Annotated in this window: 20 protein-coding genes and 1 tRNA gene; 8 read left to right on the top strand and 13 right to left on the bottom strand. The window is 70.7% G+C overall.

Going from position 1 to position 23,695, the window contains the following annotated elements; genetic code table 11:
* The first annotated feature begins 81 nt into the window (after positions 1-81).
* On the top strand, positions 82-804 hold the full coding sequence (locus ACFZP7_RS09720; RefSeq protein ID WP_046249664.1) for a VWA domain-containing protein: 723 nt from the start codon (positions 82-84) through the stop codon (positions 802-804).
* Between the two features lie 49 nt (positions 805-853).
* On the opposite strand, the gene ACFZP7_RS09715 is transcribed toward ACFZP7_RS09720, so the two are convergent.
* Complete coding sequence (locus tag ACFZP7_RS09715; RefSeq protein WP_385634234.1) at positions 854-1,753, bottom strand: hypothetical protein; 900 nt, start codon at positions 1,751-1,753, stop codon at positions 854-856.
* A gap of 119 nt (positions 1,754-1,872) precedes the next feature.
* On the opposite strand from ACFZP7_RS09715, the gene ACFZP7_RS09710 reads away from it, so the two are divergent.
* The 5 genes from ACFZP7_RS09710 to ACFZP7_RS09690 all read left to right on the top strand — a co-directional run bounded on the left by ACFZP7_RS09710 (position 1,873) and on the right by ACFZP7_RS09690 (position 8,286).
* Complete coding sequence (locus ACFZP7_RS09710; RefSeq protein ID WP_031017066.1) at positions 1,873-2,346, top strand: GNAT family N-acetyltransferase; 474 nt, start codon at positions 1,873-1,875, stop codon at positions 2,344-2,346.
* Between the two features lie 44 nt (positions 2,347-2,390).
* A complete protein-coding gene (locus tag ACFZP7_RS09705) occupies positions 2,391-2,729 on the top strand; it encodes a chorismate mutase (RefSeq protein ID WP_019328069.1) in 339 nt (112 codons plus the stop codon).
* A gap of 130 nt (positions 2,730-2,859) precedes the next feature.
* On the top strand, positions 2,860-5,358 hold the full coding sequence (gene pepN / locus ACFZP7_RS09700; protein WP_385634233.1) for an aminopeptidase N: 2,499 nt from the start codon (positions 2,860-2,862) through the stop codon (positions 5,356-5,358).
* A 148-nt stretch (positions 5,359-5,506) separates the two neighbouring features.
* The gene (locus ACFZP7_RS09695) at positions 5,507-6,877 is read left to right on the top strand and encodes a pyridoxal phosphate-dependent decarboxylase family protein (protein WP_385634232.1); all 1,371 of its coding nucleotides are present in this window, start codon (positions 5,507-5,509) and stop codon (positions 6,875-6,877) included.
* Positions 6,874-8,286, top strand: a complete 1,413-nt coding sequence (locus ACFZP7_RS09690) for a lysine N(6)-hydroxylase/L-ornithine N(5)-oxygenase family protein (protein WP_031017072.1) — start codon at positions 6,874-6,876, stop codon at positions 8,284-8,286. Before ACFZP7_RS09695 ends, ACFZP7_RS09690 begins: the two co-directional genes overlap by 4 nt.
* A 27-nt stretch (positions 8,287-8,313) precedes the next feature.
* Here ACFZP7_RS09690 and ACFZP7_RS09685 read toward each other — a convergent pair whose 3' ends face one another.
* On the bottom strand, positions 8,314-10,119 hold the full coding sequence (locus tag ACFZP7_RS09685) for a bifunctional UDP-sugar hydrolase/5'-nucleotidase (RefSeq protein WP_127436876.1): 1,806 nt from the start codon (positions 10,117-10,119) through the stop codon (positions 8,314-8,316).
* A gap of 215 nt (positions 10,120-10,334) precedes the next feature.
* On the opposite strand from ACFZP7_RS09685, the gene pyk reads away from it, so the two are divergent.
* Positions 10,335-11,771 (top strand): pyruvate kinase, encoded by a 1,437-nt coding sequence (gene pyk / locus ACFZP7_RS09680; protein WP_385634231.1) that lies wholly within the window; start codon positions 10,335-10,337, stop codon positions 11,769-11,771.
* A gap of 2 nt (positions 11,772-11,773) precedes the next feature.
* Here the strand turns inward: pyk and ACFZP7_RS09675 are convergent, their stop codons facing one another.
* The gene (locus ACFZP7_RS09675; RefSeq protein WP_385634230.1) at positions 11,774-12,550 is read right to left on the bottom strand and encodes a transcriptional regulator; all 777 of its coding nucleotides are present in this window, start codon (positions 12,548-12,550) and stop codon (positions 11,774-11,776) included.
* A 107-nt stretch (positions 12,551-12,657) separates the two neighbouring features.
* Positions 12,658-12,732, bottom strand: a tRNA-Leu gene (locus tag ACFZP7_RS09670).
* 101 nt (positions 12,733-12,833) lie between these two features.
* Between ACFZP7_RS09670 and ACFZP7_RS09665 the strand changes: the two genes are divergently transcribed.
* Entirely contained in the window at positions 12,834-13,490 is a 657-nt protein-coding gene (locus ACFZP7_RS09665; protein ID WP_019328077.1) for an ANTAR domain-containing response regulator, read from the top strand.
* Positions 13,491-13,557: 67 nt separating this feature from the next.
* Here the strand turns inward: ACFZP7_RS09665 and ACFZP7_RS09660 are convergent, their stop codons facing one another.
* The 9 genes from ACFZP7_RS09660 to ACFZP7_RS09620 form a co-directional block, all read right to left on the bottom strand.
* Complete coding sequence (locus ACFZP7_RS09660) at positions 13,558-14,274, bottom strand: ABC transporter ATP-binding protein (protein ID WP_019328078.1); 717 nt, start codon at positions 14,272-14,274, stop codon at positions 13,558-13,560.
* Positions 14,271-15,206, bottom strand: coding sequence for an ABC transporter ATP-binding protein (locus ACFZP7_RS09655; RefSeq protein WP_019328079.1), 936 nt, complete (start codon positions 15,204-15,206; stop codon positions 14,271-14,273). The genes ACFZP7_RS09660 and ACFZP7_RS09655 overlap by 4 nt, the downstream gene beginning before the upstream one ends.
* 4 nt (positions 15,207-15,210) lie before the next feature.
* On the bottom strand, positions 15,211-17,037 hold the full coding sequence (locus ACFZP7_RS09650) for a branched-chain amino acid ABC transporter permease (RefSeq protein ID WP_385634229.1): 1,827 nt from the start codon (positions 17,035-17,037) through the stop codon (positions 15,211-15,213).
* A gap of 5 nt (positions 17,038-17,042) precedes the next feature.
* A complete protein-coding gene (locus tag ACFZP7_RS09645) occupies positions 17,043-17,975 on the bottom strand; it encodes a branched-chain amino acid ABC transporter permease (protein ID WP_019328081.1) in 933 nt (310 codons plus the stop codon).
* Positions 17,976-18,092: 117 nt separating this feature from the next.
* Complete coding sequence (locus ACFZP7_RS09640) at positions 18,093-19,334, bottom strand: branched-chain amino acid ABC transporter substrate-binding protein (RefSeq protein WP_031017081.1); 1,242 nt, start codon at positions 19,332-19,334, stop codon at positions 18,093-18,095.
* A gap of 287 nt (positions 19,335-19,621) precedes the next feature.
* A complete protein-coding gene (locus tag ACFZP7_RS09635) occupies positions 19,622-20,242 on the bottom strand; it encodes a Tat pathway signal sequence domain protein (RefSeq protein ID WP_385634228.1) in 621 nt (206 codons plus the stop codon).
* Positions 20,239-20,715 carry a hypothetical protein gene (locus ACFZP7_RS09630; protein WP_385634227.1) on the bottom strand — a complete coding sequence of 159 codons (477 nt, stop codon included), beginning with the start codon at positions 20,713-20,715 and terminating at the stop codon, positions 20,239-20,241. The genes ACFZP7_RS09635 and ACFZP7_RS09630 overlap by 4 nt, the downstream gene beginning before the upstream one ends.
* Positions 20,716-20,772: 57 nt before the next feature.
* On the bottom strand, positions 20,773-21,261 hold the full coding sequence (locus ACFZP7_RS09625) for a PaaI family thioesterase (protein WP_019328085.1): 489 nt from the start codon (positions 21,259-21,261) through the stop codon (positions 20,773-20,775).
* A gap of 82 nt (positions 21,262-21,343) precedes the next feature.
* The gene (locus ACFZP7_RS09620; protein ID WP_031017088.1) at positions 21,344-23,623 is read right to left on the bottom strand and encodes an FdhF/YdeP family oxidoreductase; all 2,280 of its coding nucleotides are present in this window, start codon (positions 23,621-23,623) and stop codon (positions 21,344-21,346) included.
* Positions 23,624-23,695: the final 72 nt, after the last annotated feature.

Raw genomic sequence — 23,695 nt, 5'->3', positions numbered from 1 at the left:
TGGACGAGCTGAGAGGCGGGGTGCGCCGTGCCGTAACCTCGCAGCCAGACGCACGCATCCAGGGGTGACGGGGGAGTCCGCATGGCAGCGATCAGTCTCACCGAGGTGCGGGAGAAGGCGCCCGCGCTGGTCGACCTGTACAAGAGCGCCGGAGTCTGTCTGACCAAGCACGGCTTCGACGGCACCCGGGCCGCCGTCTACCTCGTCGTCGACTACTCCGGTTCCATGAAGCCCTACTACAAGGACGGCAGCGTACAGGCGCTCGCCGACCGCGTCCTCGGACTGTCCGCCCACCTCGACGACGACGGCACCGTGCCCGTGGTGTTCTTCTCCACCGACGTCGACGCCGTCACCGAGATCGCCCTCGCCGACCACCACGGACGGATCGAACGGATCGTGGCCGGCCTCGGACACATGGGCAGGACCAGCTACCACCTGGCCATGGACGCGGTCATCGACCACTACCTCGACAGCGGGGCCCGCCACCCCGCCCTGGTCGTCTTCCAGACCGACGGCGGCCCGATCAACCGGCTCGCCGCCGAGCGGTACCTGTGCAAGGCGGCCCCGCTGCCGCTGTTCTGGCAGTTCGTCGGCTTCGGCGACCCGGACAGCCGCCAGTTCGACTACCTGCGCAGACTCGACGAACTGGCGGTACCGGCCAAACGGGTCGTCGACAACGCCGGCTTCTTCCACGCCGGCCGCGACCCCCTCGCGCTCTCCGACACCGAGCTGTACGACCGACTGGTCGGCGAGTTCCCCACCTGGCTGGCGGCCGCACGGGCCAAGGGGATCGTACGGGCGTAGGGGACCGCGCACGTGCCGGCACCGTCCGGCGACGGGCCCCGCGGACCGCTCACGTGTCGCACTCCAGCACCGACCGGCACAACCCGCACCGCGCCCGCACCCGCCCCCGCACCGGCACTCCGATCCGCTGGTGGCAGGTCGGACACGGGAACGACACCCGCAGCCCGCCGTTCTCCCGCGAGGTGAACGCGTAAGGGCCGTCCTCCGCCACGGCCGAGGCCCCGTGCGGGTCCTGCGCGTGCCGTCGGTCACGCGCGTACCGGCGGCGGCCCGCCCACCCGGCCGCCGTCAACGGCGGCTGCCGCCCGTCGAGCCGGGCCCGCGCCAGGCCCTTGCCGTACGCCGTGTACGCCTGCGCGCTGGTGAACCACACCGACGGGTCCTCGCCGAACAGCAGCGCCCGCTTGGCCAGCACGTACCCGAACTCCTCCGGCGTCAGATACCCCAGCTTCTGCGACGACGCCCCGTCCTCCCGGTACGCGTCCAGCAGCAGCCAGCCGGCGCCCAGGTACGTCGTCGCCGTGTCGGTGAGGATCTCGTTGTCCCGGACGCCGGGGAAGGACAGGTCGAGGCGGTGCAGGTACACGTGCATCACCTCGTGCGCCAGGGCCGCGCCGATGTCCCGCCGATGCGTGCGGAAGCGGTCGTTCAGCTCGATGAAGTACTCGGGCCCCGCCGTCAGCTCGACATGCGCCGCGTGCGTCATCTCCCGGAAGGAGACGATCATCCGGGCGTCGGGCAGCCGGTAGTGCCGCACCAGCTCGTGGGCGACCCGCTGCGTGCCCAGATACAGGTCGTCGGTGTCGCAGAACGCCACGTCGGCCGGGGGCACACTCGCCGAGAACGTCCGCACCGTGTCGTACGACAGCCGCCGGTACAGCGCGGTGACGGCGGCCCGCACCGTCTCCAGATGCGGGAAACCGTGCTCGACCGGTCCGCCGTTGGCCACGCCCGACCCCCAAGACGCCTGAACCCTCCTCCCACTGTACGAGCAGGACCGCACCACGCCCGGTACCGTCCGGCCGAAACCGTTCGCCACGCCCTCGGCCCCGAGGCACAATCCGGACCGTGACCAGCGAACAGCCCACCGCGCCCCACGCCACCCCGCACGTGGGCGGCGCCGACGACGACCTGGAGAAGCGGCTCGACGACGAACTGACCGCCTTCAACACCGCCGCCGCCGACGGCGCCCGCACCGAACCCCTCACCGTGCGCGTCACCGACGAGGCCGGCACCCTGATCGGCGGACTCACCGGCTGGACCTGGGCGACCCTGGCCTGCGTGGACATGCTGTGGGTCCACGAGGACCGGCGGCACGACGGATGGGGGAGCCGGCTGATGCGCGCCGCCGAGGAAGAGGCCGCCCGGCGCGGCTGCACCGACATCACCGTCTCCACCTACACCTTCCAGGCCCCCGGCTTCTACCCGAAGCTCGGCTACCGCGAGCGGGGCCGCATCGAGGGCGTACCCGGCGGACACGAGGACGTCTACTTCCACAAGCGCCTCGCACCCGGCACCACCGGGAAGGTTCTCGGGGCCTGAGACGGTCTGCGACGGCGCGGCGCCCGCCCGTAGGGTGAGCCCCCATGACCACCAGCAACACCGGTACCGGTGCCGTCGACCCCGCCGTCCGCGAGGAGCTGGCCCGGCTGCGGGACAGCATCGACAACATCGACGCGGCCGTCGTCCACATGCTCGCCGAGCGCTTCAAGTGCACCCAGCAGGTCGGCCACCTCAAGGCCCGGCACCAGCTGCCGCCCGCCGACCCCGCCCGCGAGGCCAAGCAGATCGCCCGGCTGCGCGCCCTCGCCGAGAGCGCCAAACTGGACCCGGCCTTCGCCGAGAAGTTCCTGAACTTCATCATCGCCGAGGTGATCCACCACCACGAACGCATCGCCGAGAACAACGGCGGCTCCACCGCCTGACCGCCCGGCCCGGCGCCCCCGCCCGGGGGCGCACGCCGGAGAGCGCACCGGCCGCCGAAGCGGACCGGACATACTCCGCGTACCGAACCGCCTCTGTGCCCTGCCCACACCATCAGGCAGCATGGCGTGCATGTCCGTACTCACGCGCGACGAAGCGCAGACCCGTGCCAGCCTCCTCGACGTCCACCACTACGCGATCGACCTCGATCTGACCCGTGGTGACGAGACCTTCGACTCCCGCACCGTCATCCGCTTCACCGTGCGCGCGGAAACGGCCGACACGGACACCTTCGTCGAGGTCAAGCCCGCCGAGCTGCGCACCGTCACCCTGGACGGACACCCCCTCGACCCCGCCGCCCTGGACGAGAACCGGCTCGCGCTGAAGAACCTCACCCCCGGCGAGCACGAACTGCGCGTCGACGCCGCCATGCGCTACTCCCGCACCGGCGAGGGCATGCACCGCTTCACCGACCCCGCCGACGGTGAGACCTACGTCTACACCCAGCTCTTCCTCGACGACGTCCAGCGCGTCTTCGCCGCCTTCGACCAGCCCGACCTCAAGGCCGTCTTCGACCTCACCGTCACCGCCCCCGAAGGCTGGACCGTCCTCGCCAACGGCATCACCGAACACACCGGCGACGGCCACTGGAAGGCCGCCACCACCCCCCGCATCTCCACCTACCTCGTCGCCGTCGCCGCCGGCCCCTGGCACTCCGTGCGCACCGAACACCGCGGCCTGCCCTTCGGCATCCACTGCCGCCGCTCCCTCGCCCCCCACCTCGACGCCGACGCCGACGAACTCCTCGAGGTCACCCGCGGCTGCTTCGACCGCTACCACGAGAAGTTCACCGAGCCCTACCCCTTCGACTCCTACGACCAGGCGTTCGTCCCCGAGTTCAACGCCGGCGCCATGGAGAACCCCGGACTGGTCACCTTCCGCGACGAGTTCGTCTTCCGCTCCGCCGTCACCGACACCCAGCGCCAGACCCGCGCCATGGTCATCGCCCACGAGATGGCCCACATGTGGTTCGGCGACCTCGTCACCCTCAAGTGGTGGGACGACATCTGGCTCAACGAGTCCTTCGCCGAGTACATGGGCTACCAAACCACCGCCGAGGCCACCCGCTTCACCGACACCTGGACCGACTTCGGCGTCACCCGCAAACCCTGGGGCTACGACGCCGACCAGCGCCCCTCCACCCACCCCGTCGCCCCCGAGAACGTCGAGGACACCGCCTCCGCCCTCCTCAACTTCGACGGCATCTCCTACGCCAAGGGCGCCTCCGCCCTGCGCCAGCTCGTCACCTGGCTCGGCGAGAAGGACTTCCTCGCCGGCATCAACATCCACTTCGAGCGGCACAGGTTCGCCAACGCCACCCTCGGCGACTTCATCGACTCCCTCGCCGCCGCCACCGACCGCGACGTCCACGCCTGGGCCGACGCCTGGCTGCGCACCACCGGCGTCGACACCCTCACCCCCCGCATCACCGGCGACAACGGCGACCGCGCCCTCACCGTCGACCACACCGGCAGCCGGCCCCACCGCATCGCCGTCGGCCTCTACGACCGGGACCTCACCGACGAAGGACGCCTCACCCTGCGCAGCCGCCTCGACGTCGACGTCCCGCAGAGCGAACCCCGGCCCATCGGCAAGCGCCCCGCCCTCGCCGTCCTCAACGACGGCGACCTCACCTACGCCAAGATCCGCTTCGACACCGAGTCCTTCCAGGCCCTGCGCACCGGCCTGGCCGGCCTCCCCGACCCGCTCACCCGCGCCGTCGTCTGGAACGCCCTGCGCGACGCCGTCCGCGACGGCGACCTCGCCCCCACCGACTTCCTCGACATCGCCCGCACCCACCTCCCGCACGAGAGGGACCTCGCCCTCGTCGACGGCGTCCTCACCTTCGCCGGCACCCAGGTCGCCGACCGCTACGTCACCCCCGGGCAGCGGCCCGTCGCCCTCGCCACCCTCACCGACCTGTGCCGCGACCTCATCCGCCGCACCGAGGACGGCGACCACCCCGGACTGCGCCTGATCGCCGTCCGCCACCGCATCGCCACCGCCGCCCACCCCGACACCATCGCCGCCTGGCTCGCCGACGGCACCGTCCCCGGCGGGCCCGAACTCGACCCCGAACTGCGCTGGCGCATCCTCACCCGCCTCGCCGTCCTCGGCGCCACCGACGAAGCCGCCATCGCCGCCGAACTCGCCGCCGACCCCAGCGCCACCGGCCAGGAAGGCGCCGCCCGCTGCCGTGCCGCCCTGCCCGACCCCGAGGCCAAGACCCGCGCCTGGGAGGCCATGTTCGCCACCGACGACCTCTCCAACTACCTCTTCACCGCCACCGCCCAAGGCTTCTGGCAGCCCGAACAGGCCGACCTCGTACGCGACTACGTCCCCCGCTACTACGCCGAAGCCGTCGCCGTCGCCGCCCGCCGCGGCCCCGCCATCGCCGACGCCGCCGGCCGCTGGGCCTTCCCCGCCCACGCCGTCGACACCGACACCCTGCGCCTGGGCCGGCAGTGCCTCGACGACGCCGAACCGATCCCCGCCCTGCGACGCAAGCTCACCGACCAGCTCGACGACCTCGCCCGCGCCCTGCGGGTACGGGAGGCGGCCGCACACTGACGACGCACACGGCCGGTTCCCGTCCCCGCGACCCGGGAACCGGCCCCGCGGATACCCCTTTCGGGTAGTGATCGTCGGGCTGTCCGGGCGCACCGGAGCCGGCGCGTCCAAGCTGTAACCCCCCGTCCCCGCGACCGGAGGACAGCCCATGGGCCGGCCGCCCCTCGCCTCTGGCCCGCACGGCCCCGACGCCCTGCGGCCCCTGCTCGACACCGTGCTCGACGCCCTGCGCACCGGCACGGCCGCCCGCGGCGGCCCCCTGCCCGCAGGCGGCCCCGGCACCGTCGCCGACCGGGTCGCCCGAGCGGCCGGCGAGATCCTGCCCGAGCACGGCGACCCCGACGCGCTGCACACCCTGGTCACCGCACTCGCCGAGGGCGCCGCCGACCCCGCACACCCCCGGTGCGCCGCCCACCTGCACGGCCCCCCGCTCGCCGTGGCCACCGCCGCCGACCTCGCCGCCAGCGCGCTCAACCCCTCCCTCGACTCCTGGGACCAGGCACCCGCCGCCACCGCCCTCGAAGCCCTCGTCACCCGCGCCCTCGCCCGGGAGACCGGCGCCACCGACGCCCTGGTCACCACCGGCGGCACCGAGTCCAACCAGCTCGCCGCCCTGCTCGCCCGCGAACGGCACGGCGCCGGCCTGCGGATCGTCCACGGCGCCAACGCCCACCACTCCGTACCCCGCGCCGCCTGGCTCCTCGGCCTGCCCGACCCCGTCACCGTGCCCGCACCGGCCGGCACCCTCGACCCCGCCGCCCTGGACGAAGCCCTCACCCGGATCCCCGGCCCCCACCTCGTCGTCGCCACCGCCGGCACCACCGACGCCGGCGCCGTCGACCCGCTCCCCGAGATCGCCGGCCGCTGCGCCGCCCACCGCGCCCGCCTGCACATCGACGCCGCCTACGGCGGAGGACTGCTCTTCAGCGACCGGCACCGGACGAAACTCGCCGGCCTGGAAGCGGCCGACACCGTCGCCCTCGACCTCCACAAACTCGGCTGGCAACCCATCGCCGCCGGCCTCCTCACCGTCAAGGACACCGACGACCTCACCGCGCTCCACCACCACGCCGACTACCTGAACGCCGACGACGACACCGACGCCGGCCTCCCCGACCTCCTCGGCCGCTCACCCCGCACCAGCCGCCGCCCCGACATCCTCAAGATCGCCGTCACCCTCAGGACCCTCGGCCGCCACGGACTCGGCGCACTCGTCGACCGGGTCTGCGCCCTCGCCCAGGAGTTCGCCGCCCTCGTCGACGCCCACCCCCGCTTCGAACTGCACGCACCGCCCACCCTCAGCACGGTCCTGTTCCGGCCCGCCCACGCCACCGACACCGCCGTCGCCGCCGTACGCCGCACCCTGCTCACCACCGGCTCCGCCGTCCTCGGCCGCGCCCGCGCCGACGGCCGGCTCTGGCTCAAGGCGACCCTCCTCAACCCCCACACCGAGCCCGCGGACCTGGCCGCCCTCCTCACCCTCGTGGAAGACCCCCCGGAAGGACACACCCCGCGATGACCACCCCCGCGCACCCCGCCCCCGAAGCCCCCCGCGACCTCGTCGGCATCGGCATCGGCCCCTTCAACCTCTCCCTCGCCGCCCTCGCCGACCCCCTCACCGACCTCGACGCCGTCTTCTACGACCAGCGCCCCGCCTTCCACTGGCACCCCGGCCTGCTCATCGACGGCGCCCGCGTCCAGGTCCCCTTCCTCGCCGACCTCGTCACCCTCGCCGACCCCGCCAGCCCCTGGACCTTCCTCAACCACCTCAAGGCCCGCGAACGCCTCTTCCCCTTCTACTTCGCCGAACGCTTCCACATCCAGCGCGCCGAGTACGACGCCTACTGCCGCTGGGTCGCCGAGAACCTGAACAGCCTCCGCTTCCACCACCAGGTCGACGCCGTCCGCTGGAACCCGGAACGCCACCTCTTCGAAGTCGACTACACCCAACTCGACGCCGACGGCGAGGCCGAAGCCCTCGGCCGCACCCACGCCAGGAACGTCGTCCTCGGCGTCGGCACCGAACCCCACGTCCCCGACCCGCTCAGACCCCTCGTCGAGGCCCCCTCCGTCCCCGTCGTCCACGCCGCCGACTACCTCCGGCACCGCGACACCCTCCTCGCCGCCGGACACGTCACCGTCATCGGCACCGGCCAGTCGGGCGCCGAGATCTTCCTCGACCTGCTCCGCCACCGCCCCGCGGGCCACGAACGCCTCCACTGGCTCGGCCGCACCGAGGCATTCGCCCCCATGGAGTACTCCAAGCTCGGCCTGGAACACTTCACCCCCGACTACACCCGCTACTTCCACGCCCTGGCCGAACCGGTCCGCGACCGGCTCGTCGCCTCCCAGTGGCAACTGCACAAGGGCATCGACGCCGACACCACCGCCGCCATCCACGACGAGCTGTACCGCCGCACCCTCGACGGCGGCTGGCCCGACACCGTCCTCACCCCCGGCGTCCACGTCCGCACCGCCGGCCGCGTCGCCACCACCAGGATCGAACTCCACCTCGAACACGACCAGCAGAAGACCCGCTCCCGCCTCACCACCGACGCCGTCGTCCTCGCCACCGGCTACCGCGAACGCCCCCTCGGCCGCGTCCTCGCCGGCCTCGACCCCTACCTGCGCCGCGACAGCCGCGAACGCCCCCGCGTGGACGAACGCTTCCGCCTCCTCCTCGACCCCTCCGTCACCGGCCGCGTCTACGTCCAGAACGCCGAGACCCACACCCACGGCGTCGGCGCCCCCGACCTCGGACTCGCCGCCTGGCGCAGCGCCACCATCCTCAACGACCTCACCGGCCGCGAGCCCTACCCCCTGCCGAGCCGCACCGCCTTCACCACCTTCGGCCTGGAACAGGCGCAGCCCCAGATCCCCTCCGCACGCGACCACCGGGCACTCACCCCGCTGGTGGAAGGAATCTGAGGCCGCCGAATCCTCGGACCCCGGGACTCAGAACACCGGCGTACCGTCCCGCGTCAGCCTCCAGCCAACGGACGCGAAGTCCTTCGGGTCCAGCACACCCTTCTCGGTCACCCACTCGGCGATCCGCGTACGGATCTCCGTCGACTCCGACCACAGCTCCCGGGCCGACGCCACATGCGGGAACGCGCCACCGCCGTTGGCCCGGTAGTTGTTCACCGCCAGCACGAACCGCGCGTCGTCCGCCAGCGGCACACCACCGTGCGCGAGGTTCTTGATCCGCGAACCGGGCGCCTGCGCGATGTCGATCTCGTACGTCAGCCCCGACACGTAGTCGTAGTTGTAGTCCGGCCGGCCGTTCGCGTTGGTCAGCTTCTCCACGTCCACCGGCGCGCCCGCCGCCGTCCGCACGTAGTACTCCGCCGAGTACTCCAGGTACGCCCGCAGCTGGGCGCCCGTCATCAGCTTCGCCACCAGCGTGTTGTCGTACACGTACAGGCTCGACAGGTCCCGGATCGTCACCTCGCCGGCCGGGATCTGCGACGTCCGCGAGAACGGCGACGCCTGCGCCAGCACCGGCAGCGAGGCGAACTCCGTACCCGCCAGCGCCCTGGTCACCACGTCCTCCTGCACCTTGGTGATCAGGTCGACGATCGGGGCGTCCTTGTACCGGGCCTCCACCGTCGTCAGCGTCTCGGTCGCCGTGCCGACCACCTGATTGACGTACGCCACCACCTGCGCGTGCTCGTCCGCCAGCAGCCTCGTGATCTCCGGGTCGTCCTCGACCGTCGACGAGTCCCGCAGCGACGCCTTCACCGACTCCACGTGCCACCGGCCCCGCTCGAAGACCAGCTCGAAGTCGAACAGCGTCAGCCGCTCGGCGTAACACAGCGGCTCCGACAGCACGACCGTCTTCCCGGTCTTCTCGTTGACCACCTTCAGCTCCGCGATCTCCTGGTGCGCGTGCCCCACCAGGATCGCGTCGATGCCCGGCACCAGCCTGGCCACCTCGGCCGCCGCGTTCTCCACGTAGGGAAGCTGGTCACCGTAGGAGGACGTGCCCGACGACCCGGAGTGCGCCGACACCACCACCACGTCCGCACCCATCGAACGCAGCTTCGGCACCCACTTGGCCGCCTGCTCCTCGAGCCCCGGGAACGCCAGCTTCCCCTGCACGTACGCCTTGTCCCAGATCGCGATGCCCGGGTTCGTCAGCCCCAGCACCGCCACCTTCACCGGCGGCGCGCCCTTCACCCGGAACGTCTTCATGAAGTACGGCGGGAAAGCCGGCTTCAGCGTCTTCGCGTCCACCGCGTTGGCACCCAGCAGCGGGAAATCGCACTGCTCCTCGAACTTGCGCAGCGTCTCGATGCCGTAGTTGAACTCGTGATTGCCGAGCGCCACCGCGTCGTACCCGATCGCGTTCATCGCCTGCGCCATCGGGTGCACCGGGCCGCCCTCGGCGGTGATCGGGTCCACCTTGGCGTAGTAGTACGTCAGCGGAGTGCCCTGGATGGTGTCACCCGCGTCCAGCAGCAGCGTGTTGTGCCGGCCCTTCTCCTCCCGGACCTGCTTCACCAGCGTCGAGACCCGGGACAGGCCCTGGGCGTTGCCCGCCGAGTCGGTGTACTCGGCGTCCTTGAAGTAGTCCCAGTTGAAGACGTGCCCGTGCAGGTCGGTGGTGCCGAGGACGGTCAGGGCGTACCTCTTGGGCCGCCGGCGGCCCTTGTGGGCCGGGGCCGCCTCGGCCGCCGGAGCCGCCACCGCGCCGGCCAGCGCGACACCCGCCCCCGTCACGGCGGACCTGCTCAGGAATTTCCGGCGGTTCAACGGCATGCTGACTCTCCTCGGTGACCCGTGCACAACATCGGCAACGCGCGTAGATTCTGTCCTGAACATGCCCGCTGTCAAGGGGGTGGCGGACCACCCGAATGCTCATCGGAGCGAACGGACGCACAATTCAACACTTGTCAATGACCCTTCACCCAAAGGTTGTTGAGCGGTCATGCGCGCCCGATTCGCTACCCGGCAGTAAGTCATAGGCTCGACCCATGCGCCGAGCGAAAATCGTCTGCACCCTTGGGCCCGCCACCGATTCGTACGACCAGATCAAAGCCCTGGTCGACGCCGGAATGGACATCGCCCGCTTCAATTTCAGCCACGGCACCCACGCCGAACACGAAGAGCGCTACCACCGCGTCCGCAAGGCCGCCGACGAGACCGGCCGCAGCGTCGGCGCCCTCGCCGACCTTCAGGGCCCGAAGATCAGGCTCGGCCACTTCGCCGAAGGACCCGTACTCCTTGAACGCGGCGACACCTTCACCATCACCGTGGAAGAAGGCACCGAGGGCGACCGCCACGGCTGCGGCACCACCTACGCCGGCCTCGCCGCCGACGTCACCCCCGGCGAGCGCGTCCTCGTGGACGACGGCAAGGTCTGCCTGGAGGTCACCCGCGTCGACGGCCCCCGGGTGCACACCACCGTCGTCGAGGGCGGCATGGTCTCCGACCACAAGGGCCTCAACCTCCCCGGCGTCGCGGTCTCCGTCCCCGCCCTCTCCAAGAAGGACGAGGACGACCTCCGCTGGGCCCTGCGCGCCGGGTTCGACGTCGTCGCCCTCTCCTTCGTCCGCAGCGGCCGCGACGTCCTCGACGTGCACCGCATCATGGACGAGGAAGGCCGCCGCCTCCCCGTCATCGCCAAGGTCGAGAAGCCCCAGGCCGTCGAGAACATCGAGGACATCGTCGCCGCCTTCGACGGCATCATGGTCGCCCGCGGCGACCTCGGCGTCGAAATGCCCCTGGAGCAGGTGCCGATCGTCCAGAAGCGCGCGATCAAGCTGGCCAAGCGGAACGCCAAACCGGTCATCGTCGCCACCCAGATGCTCGACTCCATGATCGACAACGCCCGCCCGACCCGCGCCGAGGCCTCCGACGTGGCCAACGCCGTCATCGACGGCACCGACGCGGTGATGCTCTCCGGCGAGACCAGCGTCGGCAAGCACGCCGTCGACACCGTGCGCACCATGGCCCGCATCGTCGAAGCCGCCGAGGAGGACATCCTCGCCAAGGGCCTGCCCCCGCTCACCGAACGCAACAAGCCCCGCACCCAGGGCGGCGCCGTCGCCCGCGCGGCGGCGGAGATCGGCGACTTCCTCGGCGCCAAGTTCCTCGTCGCCTTCACCCAGTCCGGCGACACCGTCCGCCGCCTCTCCCGCTACCGCTCACCCATCCCGCTGCTCGCCTTCACCCCCGAACCGGCGACGCGCTCGCAGCTCAGCCTGACCTGGGGCGTGGAGACCTTCCTCGGCCCCCACGCCGACTCCACGGACGCGATGGTCGACCAGGTCGACGAACTGCTCCTGCGCTACGGCCGCTGCGCGAAGGGCGACGTCGTGGTCATCACGGCCGGCTCCCCGCCGGGGGTCTCGGGCACGACCAACCTGGTCCGGGTCCACCACATCGGGGAGGACGACTGTCCCGCCTAGCCTCAGTACTTGGGGCCGACATGGGTGTCCATGAGCGCCACGGAGGCTTTGCGGGCCACGGAGACGTTGAACGGCGTTCCGCCGCGCTCGCTGCGGCTCCATGCGACCCCGACCTTGTCGAGGGTGTCCGTGAACAGCCTCCTGATGTCGTCCGACTTGTTGGTGAAGAAGTACCGCGGGTACGCGTAGCGCTTGGGCACGCCGCCGACGAGTCGGGTCGTCCAGTTGGTGACACGGCATCCGTCGGAGTGGATGAGTCCGCGGACGAACTCCCAGGGATGGGTGTCGACGATCGTCTGCTGCCAGGGGGCGAGGGTGATCCGGCGGTGGTGCTTCTTGCCGGGGCCGTGCTGGGGAAAGAAGCAGGGCCAGTGTCTGCTGTAGGCGACCACGGACGTATGCCCGACGGCTTGGACCCGGCTCGACTTTCCGCTGGGATTGACGGCCTCGACGGCGGCAGCGCAAGCCTCGATGAGCCCGGGCCACGCGTCGGCGCACGCGATCCTGAGGAAGTAGCCCGACTTCTTGCCGGGACTGATGCAGCCGTCACCGAGATAGAGGCCGAGCAGGTAGGCGTAAGCCGCCTCGTCCTCGGGCGGCTCGGCCGCCGGTCCGCACCGCGAGCAGGGATCTCGCCGCATGCGCGGCAGGGGCTCGATGCGCGTCTGCCACGAGCGGAGGGCGGCCCGGGATATGCCGGTCTCCTTGCTGACGGAGTTCAGGCTCCGCCCTTGTGCCACCAGTGACAGTGCTCGCTCGCGTGTGCTGGTGTCGTACATGCGGTCCAGCTTGTGGTGGGGAGCGAGGTGACACACAGCAAAAAGTGGATGTTCACGAGAACGTGTACATCCACTTGGTGACGGCAACCTTGGAAAACAAGGAAAAGTGCCCCGGGTCGGACTCGAACCGACACTGTATGGGTTTTGAATCCATTGCCTGCTGCCAATTGGGCTACCGGGGCCCGCGGAATCGAAGGTTTCCCCCGACCCTCCGCGCGTCCACCTTACCGCAGCTAGGTAGGCTCTTGTCAGCAGTACCCCTGCCCCGAACGAGGAGCCCCACGTGACCGCCCCCGAGTCGCCCCAGCCCGCTGACGTGAACGACGACGACAAGTCGCACGTGCCTCCGCTGACGACCCGTGTCGTCATCGCCGAGGACGAGGCGCTCATCCGGCTGGACCTCAAAGAGATGCTGGAGGAGGAGGGGTACTCCGTCGTCGGTGAGGCCGGTGACGGTGAGCAGGCCGTGGAGCTGGCCCGGGAGCACAAGCCGGACCTCGTGATCCTCGACGTGAAGATGCCCAAGCTGGACGGCATCTCCGCGGCGGAGAAGATCGCCGAGGAGAGCATCGCGCCGGTGCTGATGCTGACGGCGTTCTCGCAGCGCGACCTGGTGGAGCGGGCCCGGGACGCCGGGGCGATGGCGTACCTGGTGAAGCCGTTCAGCAAGAGCGACGTCGTTCCGGCGATCGAGATGGCCGTCTCGCGCTTCACCGAGCTGAAGACGCTGGAGAAGGAGGTCGCCGACCTCAGCCAGCGGCTGGAGACGCGGAAGCTGGTGGACCGGGCGAAGTCGGTGCTCCAGACGGAGTACGGGCTGACGGAGCCGGCGGCGTTCCGGTGGATCCAGAAGACGTCGATGGACCGCCGGATGTCGATGCAGCAGGTGGCCGAGGCGGTCATCCAGGACGCCGAGGAGAAGAAGGCGTCGAAGGGCTGATCGAGAGTGTGTGGCTGAGGCCCGCGTCCCCGGTGGGGGCGCGGGCCTCAGCTCTGTCCGGGGCGGTTCAGTCCTCGCCGAGGTAGGCCTTGCGGACGGACTCGTCGTGCAGGAGGTCCTGTCCGCTGCCGGAGAGGACGATGTTGCCGACCTCCATCACGTGTCCCTGGTCGGCCAGGGAGAGGGCGGCCTGGGCGTTCTGTTCGACGAGCAGGATGGTGGTGCCCTGGGACTTGAGTTCGGCGATGGTGTGCATGATCTTCTGCATCATGATCGGCGAGAGGCCCATGGAGGGTTCGTCGAGCATGAGGAGTTTGGGCTGGGACATGAGGGCGCGGCCCATGGCGAGCATCTGCTGTTCGCCGCCGGAGAGGGTGCCCGCGGCCTGCTTGCGGCGTTCCCCGAGGATGGGGAAGAGGTCGTAGGCGCGCTGGATGTCCTTCTCGATGCCGGGCTTGTCGTTGCGGAGGAAGGCGCCGAGGCGGAGGTTGTCCTCGATCGTCATGCGGGGGAAGATGTGCCGCCCTTCGGGGGAGTGGGCGAGCCCGAGGGAGACGATCTGGTGCGCGGGGACCTTCTTCAGCGACTTGCCGCCGAACTTGATCTGTCCGCCGACCGGCTTCAGGAGGCCGGAGAGGGTGCGCAGGGTGGTGGTCTTGCCGGCGCCGTTGGTGCCGATGAGGGTGACCACTTCGCCGGCGTCGACCTTGAAGGAGATGCCCTTGACGGCTTCGATCTTGCCGTAGGCGACGCGGAGGTCCTCGACCTCGAGGAGTGCGGTCATCGGTCGTTCTCCTTGCCGGCCGCGGTGTCCGTGGTGGTGTCGTCGGCCCGGGCGGTCTCGGAGGCCTGAGCCGCCTCGGCTGCTTCCACTTCGGCGGCCTCGGCGGCGCCGGGGTCGTTCTCGAGGGGTTCGCCGAGGTAGGCGGCGATGACGCGTTCGTCGCCCTGGACGGTGGCGCTGTCGCCTTCGATGAGTTTCTCGCCCTGGACGAGGACGGCGACGCGGTCGCAGAGGTTGAAGATGAAGCGCATGTCGTGCTCGATGACGAGGACGGCGATGCCCTTGTCGCGGATGGCGAAGACGAGTTCCTCGGTGGCCCGGGTCTCCTGGGGGTTCATGCCGGCCGTGGGCTCGTCGAGGAGGAGGAGGCCGGGTTCGCTGGCGAGGGCGCGGGCGATCTCGAGCTTGCGCTGTTCGCCGTAGGGGAGGTTGCGGGCGAGGTGGTCGGCCTTGGCGGCCAGGCCGACGAACTCCAGGAGTTCCATGGCGCGTTCGCGGGAGTGTGCCTCGGCCTTGTGGAAGCCGGGGCCGCGCAGGACGGCCGACCAGAAGCCTTCCTTGGTGCGGGTGTGGCGGCCGACGAGGACGTTCTCCAGGACCGTCATGTTGGCGAAGAGGCGGATGTTCTGGAAGGTGCGGGCGATGCCGGCGGCGGTGACCTTGAAGGACTTGGCCGGCAGGACCTTGCCCTTGTACCGGACCTCGCCCTCGGTGGGGATGTAGAGGCCGGTGAGGCAGTTGAAGAAGGTCGTCTTGCCGGCGCCGTTGGGGCCGATGAGGCCGACGATCTCGCCGCTGTTGACGGTGAGGTCGACGCCGTTGACGGCGGTGAGGCCGCCGAAGCGCATGGTGACGCCGCGTGCGTCGAGGACGGTGGTGCCGGGGGCGGGTGCGCCCGGGGCGGTGTCCTTGGTGGTGGTGTCGGTGGTCATGTGGTCAGGCCCCTGTCTTGCTCAGGGTGGTGGGCGCGTCGGCCTCTTCGTGGAATTCCAGCTTGCGGCGCCGGTTGGCGACCAGGCCCTCGGGGCGGAAGCGCATGAGCAGGACGAGCGCGAGTCCGAAGGCGAAGAGCTGGTAGTCGTCGAGGAACTGGAGCTTGTTGGGGATGAGGAAGAGCAGTGCGGCGCCGATGAGGGGGCCGGCGATGGTGCCCATGCCGCCGAGGACGACGGCGGCGAGCAGGAAGGCCGAGTTGGGGGGCGTGGTACCGGCGAAGAGGTACTGCTCCGGGGTGACGGTGTAGGTCACGTGGGCCTGGACGGTGCCGGCCAGGCCCGCGAGGGAGGCGCCGACGGCGAAGGCGATGAGCTTGACGCGGAAGCCGTTGATGCCCATGGCGAGGGCGGCGGTCTCGTCCTCGCGGATGGCGACCCAGGCGCGGCCGATGCGGGAGTCGCCGCTGCGCCGGAAGACGAGGACGACCACGGCCGTGATGAGCAGCATCAGGAAGAAGTAGTTGGCGAACCGGCCGATGGTGAAGCCGCCGATGTCGTGGGCGATCCCCATGTCGAAGCCGAGGATCTCCAGGTCGGGGATGGAGGAGATGCCGTTGGAGCCGTTGGTGACGTCCGGGCCGGAGGTGCCGTCGAGGTTGTTGGCGGTGATGCGGAAGATCTCGCCGAAGCCGAGGGTGACGATGGCCAGGTAGTCGCCGCGCAGGCGCAGGGTGGGTGCGCCGATGAGGACGCCGAAGACGAGTGAGGCGGCGGCGCCGACGAGGACGGCGGCCCAGAAGGGCAGGTGCAGGTCGAAGGGCGAGCTGGGGGAGCCGGAGACCATGGAGGCGGCGTAGGCGCCGACGCCGAGGAAGGCGACGTAGCCGAGGTCCAGGAGGCCGGCGAGGCCGACGACGATGTTCAGGCCGAGGGCGACGGTGGCGAAGATGAGGATGTAGACGCCGAGGGTGGCGTACTGGTCGTCGGACTGGGTGAAGGGGAAGCAGGCGGCGGCGACGAAGGCGCCGCAGACGGTGATGTTCTGGTGCCGGGCGGTGATCTCGGTCGCCTGGGCGATGAGGCCGGCCCGGTGGGCGGCGGCGAAGCCGAAGCCGGCGACGATGAGGAAGCCGACGAAGAGTTCGTCGTACTCGGTGCCGATGCCGTAGGTGAACACGAGCAGGGCGACGGCGAGGATGCCGACGATGATCAGGATCTCGGCGTAGGAGGGCAGGGCGCGGACCGGGCGGGGGGTGCCGGTGGCGAAGGCCGCCTTGACGGTCTGCCAGTTCTGGGAGCTGGTGTGCTTGAACTGTTCCCAGCCGGTGTCGTCGGGGTCGAAGGGGTCGGGCTCGGGGCGCTGGAAGGGGAGGGCGAGGGCGCCCAGGAGCGCGATGAGGGTGACCGCCGCGGCGATGTAGCCGCCGGGTTCGAGGTTGACGAGGCCGCCGAGTTTGGCGCTGATCGCGACGACGGTGTACCAGGTGGTCGTGAAGGCGGCGAGGGCGGCGAACTTGACCGCGGCGTCGGCTCCGGCGGGTGCGAGCCAGCGCAGTCCCTTGATGCCGTAGGAGGCGAGGCCGAAGAGGGCGGTGAGGGCGCCGGCGATCAGGACGAGGACCTGGAGGCCGCCCGGGTAGCCGTAGACGGTGAGGTCGCCGGGGAATTCGGCGGTCCAGGTCCAGGCGAGGAAGGTGGAGGCGATGGTGGCGACGCCGCCGCCGGTGGCGAGGGCGCGTCCGATGTGCGGCGGTATGCCGATGAGGCCGGTGGTGGCGCCGGTGGGGGTGGCGCCGGTGGTCTTCGGAGCTGTGGTCTGTGTGGTCATCGGTGTCACGCCCTGTCCGCAACGCGTTCGCCGAGCAGGCCCTGGGGCCTGAACAGCAGCACGAGGATGAGGAGGATGAAGGCCCAGACGTCGGACCAGGACTGGCTGCCGAACTGGTCGAGGCCGGGGATGTCGGCGATGTAGGCGGTGGCCAGGGTTTCGGCGACGCCGAGCACGACGCCGCCGATCATGGCGCCGTAGATGTTGCCGATTCCGCCGAGGACGGCCGCGGTGAAGGCCTTCAGACCGAGGATGAAGCCCATCTTGAAGTCGATCTGGCCGTACTTGAGGCCGTTGGCGACCGCGCCGACGGCGGCGAAGACGGCGCCGAGCGCGAAGGCGATCACGATGATGCGGTCCGTGTTGACGCCCATCAGCTTGGCGGTGTCCGGGTCCTGGGCGGTGGCCTGCATGCCGCGTCCGGTGCGGGTGCGCATCACGAAGTAGGCGAGGATGGCCATGCTGACCGGGGCGGCGATGAGCAGGAAGATGTCGCCGGTCTGCAGGGTGACGTTGCCGATGTGGAAGGGCCCGCCGTCGATCTGCGGGAAGGTGCGCGCCGACTTGGCCTCGGGGTACCAGGCCCACACCGCCTGCTGGAGGGCGAGGGAGAGGCCGATGGCGGTGATGAGGGGCGCGAGGCGGGGCGCGCCGCGCAGCGGTCGGTAGGCGAACCGTTCCGCCCCGACGGCGACGGTGACGGAGACCACCATGGCGCCGAGGAGCATCAAGGGCAGGGCGATGAGCATGGAGGTGCCGTCGGGCAGGATGTAGACGTAGACCGTGAGCGCGCCGAAGGCGCCGGTCATGAAGATCTCGCCGTGGGCGAAGTTGATGAGCTGGACGATGCCGTAGACCATTGTGTAGCCGATGGCGATCAACCCGTACATGGATCCCAGTAGCAGGCCGTTGACCAGCTGCTGCGGCAGTTCGTTCACCGCATGTCCTCCGAGACGTTCGGAATTTTCGACGGATGTGGCCGGATGCGAGTCCGCGCGGGGCGCCTGTGGAACAGCGCCCCGCGCGGCTCGTGGTTCGGTGGTGCGGGCGGTGGGTCAGCCGGTGTAGGTGCCGGACTTCACGGCCTTCCAGGCACCGTTCTCGACGGCGTACACGGTGAGCTGCTTGTTGGTCGCGTCACCGAACTCGTCGAAGGAGACCTTTCCGGTCACCCCGTCGAAGGACACGTCCTGCATGGCGTCCACGACCTTGGCGCGGGCGTCGTCGGGGAGCTTCCCGTCGTTGGCCTCGACGACCGCCTTGACGGCCTCGATGATCGCCCAGGCGGAGTCGTAGGAGTAGCCGCCGTAGGCCTCGTAGGCCTCCTTGTATCCGGCGGACTTGTAGTTGGCGACGAATTCCTTGGCGGAGGGGAGTTCCTCGACCGGGGCGCCGACGGAGGTGGCGAGGTCACCGGTGCCGCTGGCGCCGGCGAGCTTGATGAAGTCGGCGCTGTAGATGCCGTCGCCGCCGACCAGCGGAATCTTCGCGCCGGCCGCCTTGATCTGCTTGCTGAGCGGGCCGGCCTGCGGGTATTCGCCGCCGTAGTAGACGACGTCGGCGCCGGAGTTCTTGACCTTGGTGGCGACCGCGTTGAAGTCCTTGGTGTCCGGGTTGATGTGCTCGGTGCCGACGACCTGGCCGCCGAGCTTCTTGAACTCCTCGGTGAAGGTCTTGGCGAGACCGGCGCCGTAGGTCTTCTTGTCGTCGATGACGAAGACCTTGCGCTTCTTGGAGTCGTTGTAGACGTACTGGGCGGCGAACGGGCCCTGGATGGCGTCCGTGGTCGCGGTGCGGAAGTACGACTTGTAGGGGCGGACCTTCTTGGTCTGCCAGTCGACGCCCTGGGTGAGCGCGGGGTTGGTGTTGGCCGGGGAGACCTCGACCAGCTTGGCCGTGTCGAAGACCTTCTGCATGGACTCGCCGACCGAGGAGTTCAGCGGGCCGACGACGCCGAGGACGTCGTCGTTGGCGACGAGCTGGGTGGCGTTCTGCTGGCCGACGGAGGGCTGGCCCTGGTCGTCGAGGGCTTCGATCTCGAACTTGACGCCCTCGACGTAGTTCTCCTTGTTGGCCGTCTTGGCCGCGAGATCCACCGAGTTCTTGATGCCGAGGCCCAGCGCGGACAGGTCGCCGGTCAGCGGGGCGTCGACGCCGATGACGACGGTGGTGCCACCACCGCTGCCGCCGTTGCCGGAGTCCGAGCCGCCGTCGTCGTCGCGCGAGCCGCAGGCGGTGAGGGTGAGCGCTCCCGCCGCCAGAGCGGCGGTGATGGCGATGAGCGAACGTTGACGCACGATCAGTCCTTTCCCTGGCACAGCCGCGTCCCCGTGGAAGCGGCCGAGTCGAGCGCTGGGCCGAAGTGACAATCGGACTGCGCGGTGACTGGCCGTGACTCTAAGCGTGTGTGGGGAACGTGGAGGAGGGTCTGACTCAGGCTGTGACGCTCTTGTTATGACACGGGGTAATGCAGAGCGGTACTGGCTGGGAAGAAGGGCGGAATTCCGGCCGATTCGCCCGGTCCACATGGTGAGAACTCGCAGGACTGACGGGTGGAGTTCAGGTGTCTGGGGCGTTTTGGTGATTACCTGGAATCGTTGCTGCAGGCGACCTGAAGGGCCTGGGAGAGGTCCTGCGCATAGCGTGGTCCGAGGATGAAACTGTGGGCTTGTATTGCGCGCGTATTACGCAGCGTTACGTCCAGGAAAGGGAGGCCGAGGTTCCGGGGTGCTTTTTCGCATTCCGTCACCCTCAGCGTCACGATGATCTTGCGGGCCGAATGCGACTTTGTCTGGAAAGGTGCCGCGGGCGAGGAAGTCATCACGAGGCCGTCGTAGGGCTGGGCCAGGCGCGTCACGGTGACGGGCGGGCCGGACTCCACGCTCAGCAGCACCGCGAAGCTGAAGCCGCCGCTCCGGCCGTCGCTCCGGTCGCCGGGACCGCCGTCGTCGGACACCTCGTTCAGATAGGCGAGATCCACCACGTGGACGGGGTACGGCGGCGGAGGGGGCGGTGGCGGCTGCCCCGGCCGGCCGGCGTACAGGTAGCCGCCGCCCGCCAGTACGGCGAGCACCGCGGCGCCGCCCAGGACGGTCCTGCGGCGTTGGACCAGGCGTCCCGGCGGTCGTGCCGCCGGTCGGGGAACGTCCCCGGTGTCCCGGGCGTGGGTGCCCTCGCCCGGCTCGACGGGGCCGGTGCCGCTCATCGCCACGGTCCTCGCGTCGGGGCGCCCTCGCGGTACGCCTCGGCGCACCGGGCACGGGCCTGACGGTCGATCAGGCTCCGTGCGGCACGCGCGCCTTGCTCGCTTCGGACGGCCCGCGCGTCCGCCAGGACCTCGCGCAGGACGCCGTACTGACGGTCGGACAGGCCCATCGACTGGTAGTCGCCGTAGGGGGTGGCGCCGTCGAGCGCCTCACGGGCCCAGTGGCGGACGGCGGTCGTACACAACTCCGCGGGGGAGAGGGGCCGTCGGGGCGACGCGGAGGCGGATGCCGATGCCGGTGGCGTCGGGGCCGCTTCGCCGGCGGCGCGGGAAGGGCGCCGGTCGGCGGGGGAGTCGCCGCAGGCCGTGGCCAGGGCGCCGGCCGGCAGGGTCAGCGCCAGCGCCGCCAGGGCGCGGGCGAGGCGGAGCCGTCGAGCCGTCGCCCCCGGCCAGGGGGTCTCTCCCCGTCCCATGCCCCGAAGCTAGGGCGCCGGGTGGCCGGGGGCAATGCCGCGGGCACCGAGCGCCGCTCAGCCGGCCGCGCCCGCCTGCGCCCCGTCCCCCGGCCGCACGTCCCGCAGCAGGCAGGTCAGCCGCGCGGTACACACCCGGCGGTCCTGCTCGTCGCTGATCACGATCTCGTACGTCGCCGTCGACCGGCCCCGGTGCACCGGCGTGGCCACTCCGGTGACCAGACCGGAGCGGACGCCGCGGTGGTGGGTGCAGTTCAGGTCGACGCCGACGGCGATCTTGGAGGCGCCGCCGTGCAGCATCGAGCCGACCGACCCGAGCGTCTCGGCCAGCACGGCGGAGGCGCCGCCGTGCAGCAGCCCGTACGGCTGGGTGTTGCCCTCGACCGGCATGGTGCCGACGACCCGGTCGGCCGAAGCCTCGACGATCTGGACGCCCATGCGCGTCCCGAGGTGTCCCGCGGAGAAGAGCGCGGGCAGATCGACGCCGAGCGCGGCGTACTCGTCGACGACCTCCTGCGGGAACTGCACCTGCTGCTGCTCGCCCATGGGCCCGGCTCCGTTTCGTCACTCGATCTGCGGCGGGCGCCGGGAGTCCGCGGGCGGACCGCCGGCGCTGCTGAGCAAACGCTCAGTCGGTCGCCGATTGTTCCAGACGGACGACGACCGACTTGCTGGCCGGGGTGTTGCTGGTGTCCGCGGTGGCGTCCAGCGGCACCAGGACGTTGGTCTCCGGGTAGTACGCCGCCGCGCAGCCCCGCGCCGTCGGGTAGTGCACGACGCGGAAGCCGGGCGCCCGGCGCTCGACGCCGTCCTTCCACTCGCCGACCAGGTCGACGTACGCGCCGTCCCGCACGCCGAGCCGGCGGGCGTCCTCCGGATGGACGAGGACCACCCGGCGGCCGTTCCTGATCCCCCGGTAGCGGTCGTCCAGGCCGTAGATCGTGGTGTTGTACTGGTCGTGCGAGCGCAGCGTCTGCAGCAGCAGCCGGCCCTCGGGCAGTTCGGGGTACTCGACCGGAGCGGCGGTGAAGTTGGCCTTGCCGGTGGCCGTCGGGAAGCGGCGCTCGTCGCGCGGGGCGTGCGGCAGGGCGAAGCCCCCCGGGCGGGCCACGCGCGCGTTGAAGTCCTCGAAGCCCGGGATCACCCGGCCGATGCGGTCGCGGATCGTCGCGTAGTCCTTCTCGAACTCCTCCCAGGGCGTGGAACTGCGCTCGCCCAGCACCCGGCGCGCCAGCCGGCACACGATGGCCGGCTCCGACAGCAGGTGCCGGCTCGCGGGCTCCAGCCGCCCGCGCGAGGCGTGCACCATGCCCATGGAGTCCTCGACGGTGACGAACTGCTCGCCGCCGCCCTGCAGATCCCGCTCGGTGCGGCCGAGCGTCGGCAGGATCAGGGCGCGCGCGCCCGTGACGGCGTGCGAGCGGTTCAGCTTCGTCGACACGTGCACGGTGAGCCGGGCCCGTCGCATGGCCGCCTCGGTGACCTCCGTGTCGGGGGAGGCGGAGACGAAGTTGCCGCCCATGGCGAAGAACACCTTGGCCTCGCCGTCGCGCATCGCCCGGATGGCGCGTACGACGTCGTAGCCGTGCTCGCGCGGCGGGGCGAAGCCGAACTCCTTCTCCAGCGCGTCCAGGAACGCGGGCGCCGGGCGCTCGAAGATGCCCATGGTGCGGTCGCCCTGCACGTTGGAGTGGCCCCGGACCGGGCAGACGCCCGCACCCGGACGGCCGATGTTGCCGCGCAGCAGGAGGAAGTTGACGACCTCGCGGATGGTGGGCACGGAGTGCTTGTGCTGGGTCAGGCCCATCGCCCAGCACACGATGGTGCGCTTCGAGGCGAGCACCATGCGCAGGGCCTCCTCGATCTCAGCGCGGGTGAGGCCGGTCGCCGCGAGGGTCGCCTCCCAGTCGGCGGCGCGGGCCGCCTCGGCGAACTCCTCGTACCCGTGGGTGTGTTCCCGGACGAACGCCTCGTCGACGGCGCCCTCCGTCTGGAGGATCAGCTTGTTCAGGAGCCGGAAGAGGGCCTGGTCGCCGCCGATGCGGATCTGCAGGAACAGGTCGGTGAGCGCGGCGCCCGCGGTGAGGCCCTTGGGGGTCTGCGGGTTCTTGAAGCGCTCCAGGCCCGCCTCGGGCAGCGGGTTGACGCTGATGATCTTCGCCCCGCCGGCCTTGGCCTTCTCCAGGGCGGAGAGCATGCGCGGGTGGTTGGTGCCCGGGTTCTGGCCGGCCACGATGATCAGGTCCGACTTGTACAGGTCCTCCAGCAGGACGCTGCCCTTGCCGACGCCGATGGTCTCGGACAGGGCCGAGCCGGACGACTCGTGGCACATGTTGGAGCAGTCGGGCAGGTTGTTCGTGCCCAGCTCCCGCGCGAAGAGCTGGTAGAGGAAGGCCGCCTCGTTGCTGGTGCGTCCGGAGGTGTAGAAGACCGCCTCGTCGGGCGAGTCCAGGGCGGCGATCTCCTCCGCCACGATGTCGAAGGCGCGCTCCCAGGTGACCGGTTCGTAGTGCTCGCCGCCCTCCGGGAGGTACACCGGGTGCGTGAGCCGTCCCTGCTGGCCCAGCCAGTAGCCGCTGCGGGTGGCGAGGTCGGCCACGGAGTGCGCGGCGAAGAACTCGGGGGTGACCCGGCGCAGGGTGGCCTCCTCGGCCACGGCCTTGGCGCCGTTCTCGCAGAACTCGGCCTTGTGGCGGTGGTCCGGCTCGGGCCAGGCGCAGCCCGGGCAGTCGAACCCGTCCTTCTGGTTGACGCTCAGCAGGGTCAGCGCGGTCCGCTTCACGCCCATCTGCCGTTGCGCGATCCGCAGGGTGTGGCCGATGGCCGGGATGCCCGCCGCCGCGTGCTGGGGCTCCGTGACCTGCGGGGCGTCCTGGACCGGATCACCCTTGGGCGGCTTGGTGGCCATCGCGCGCTCCTTCGCTTACGCGTGTGAGGTACGTCTCCGATCCTCGCACGTCACGGTGACGGCGACGGAGGC

Origin of the sequence: Streptomyces sp. SudanB5_2050, assembly GCF_964272335.1 — a bacterium.
Taxonomy (GTDB): domain Bacteria; phylum Actinomycetota; class Actinomycetes; order Streptomycetales; family Streptomycetaceae; genus Streptomyces; species Streptomyces rochei.
This window is presented reverse-complemented; position numbering and strand designations above follow the sequence as displayed.

Coding starts and splice junctions, on each gene's coding strand:
- ACFZP7_RS09720 (WP_046249664.1), top strand. CDS start 82: ATGGCAGCGATCAGTCTCACCGAGGTGCGGGAGAAGGCGCCCGCGCTG.
- ACFZP7_RS09705 (WP_019328069.1), top strand. CDS start 2,391: ATGACCACCAGCAACACCGGTACCGGTGCCGTCGACCCCGCCGTCCGC.
- pepN (WP_385634233.1), top strand. CDS start 2,860: ATGTCCGTACTCACGCGCGACGAAGCGCAGACCCGTGCCAGCCTCCTC.
- ACFZP7_RS09695 (WP_385634232.1), top strand. CDS start 5,507: ATGGGCCGGCCGCCCCTCGCCTCTGGCCCGCACGGCCCCGACGCCCTG.
- ACFZP7_RS09690 (WP_031017072.1), top strand. CDS start 6,874: ATGACCACCCCCGCGCACCCCGCCCCCGAAGCCCCCCGCGACCTCGTC.
- ACFZP7_RS09685 (WP_127436876.1), bottom strand. CDS start 10,119: ATGCCGTTGAACCGCCGGAAATTCCTGAGCAGGTCCGCCGTGACGGGG.
- pyk (WP_385634231.1), top strand. CDS start 10,335: ATGCGCCGAGCGAAAATCGTCTGCACCCTTGGGCCCGCCACCGATTCG.
- ACFZP7_RS09675 (WP_385634230.1), bottom strand. CDS start 12,550: ATGTACGACACCAGCACACGCGAGCGAGCACTGTCACTGGTGGCACAA.
- ACFZP7_RS09660 (WP_019328078.1), bottom strand. CDS start 14,274: ATGACCGCACTCCTCGAGGTCGAGGACCTCCGCGTCGCCTACGGCAAG.
- ACFZP7_RS09655 (WP_019328079.1), bottom strand. CDS start 15,206: ATGACCACCGACACCACCACCAAGGACACCGCCCCGGGCGCACCCGCC.
- ACFZP7_RS09650 (WP_385634229.1), bottom strand. CDS start 17,037: ATGACCACACAGACCACAGCTCCGAAGACCACCGGCGCCACCCCCACC.
- ACFZP7_RS09635 (WP_385634228.1), bottom strand. CDS start 20,242: ATGAGCGGCACCGGCCCCGTCGAGCCGGGCGAGGGCACCCACGCCCGG.
- ACFZP7_RS09630 (WP_385634227.1), bottom strand. CDS start 20,715: ATGGGACGGGGAGAGACCCCCTGGCCGGGGGCGACGGCTCGACGGCTC.
- ACFZP7_RS09625 (WP_019328085.1), bottom strand. CDS start 21,261: ATGGGCGAGCAGCAGCAGGTGCAGTTCCCGCAGGAGGTCGTCGACGAG.
- ACFZP7_RS09620 (WP_031017088.1), bottom strand. CDS start 23,623: ATGGCCACCAAGCCGCCCAAGGGTGATCCGGTCCAGGACGCCCCGCAG.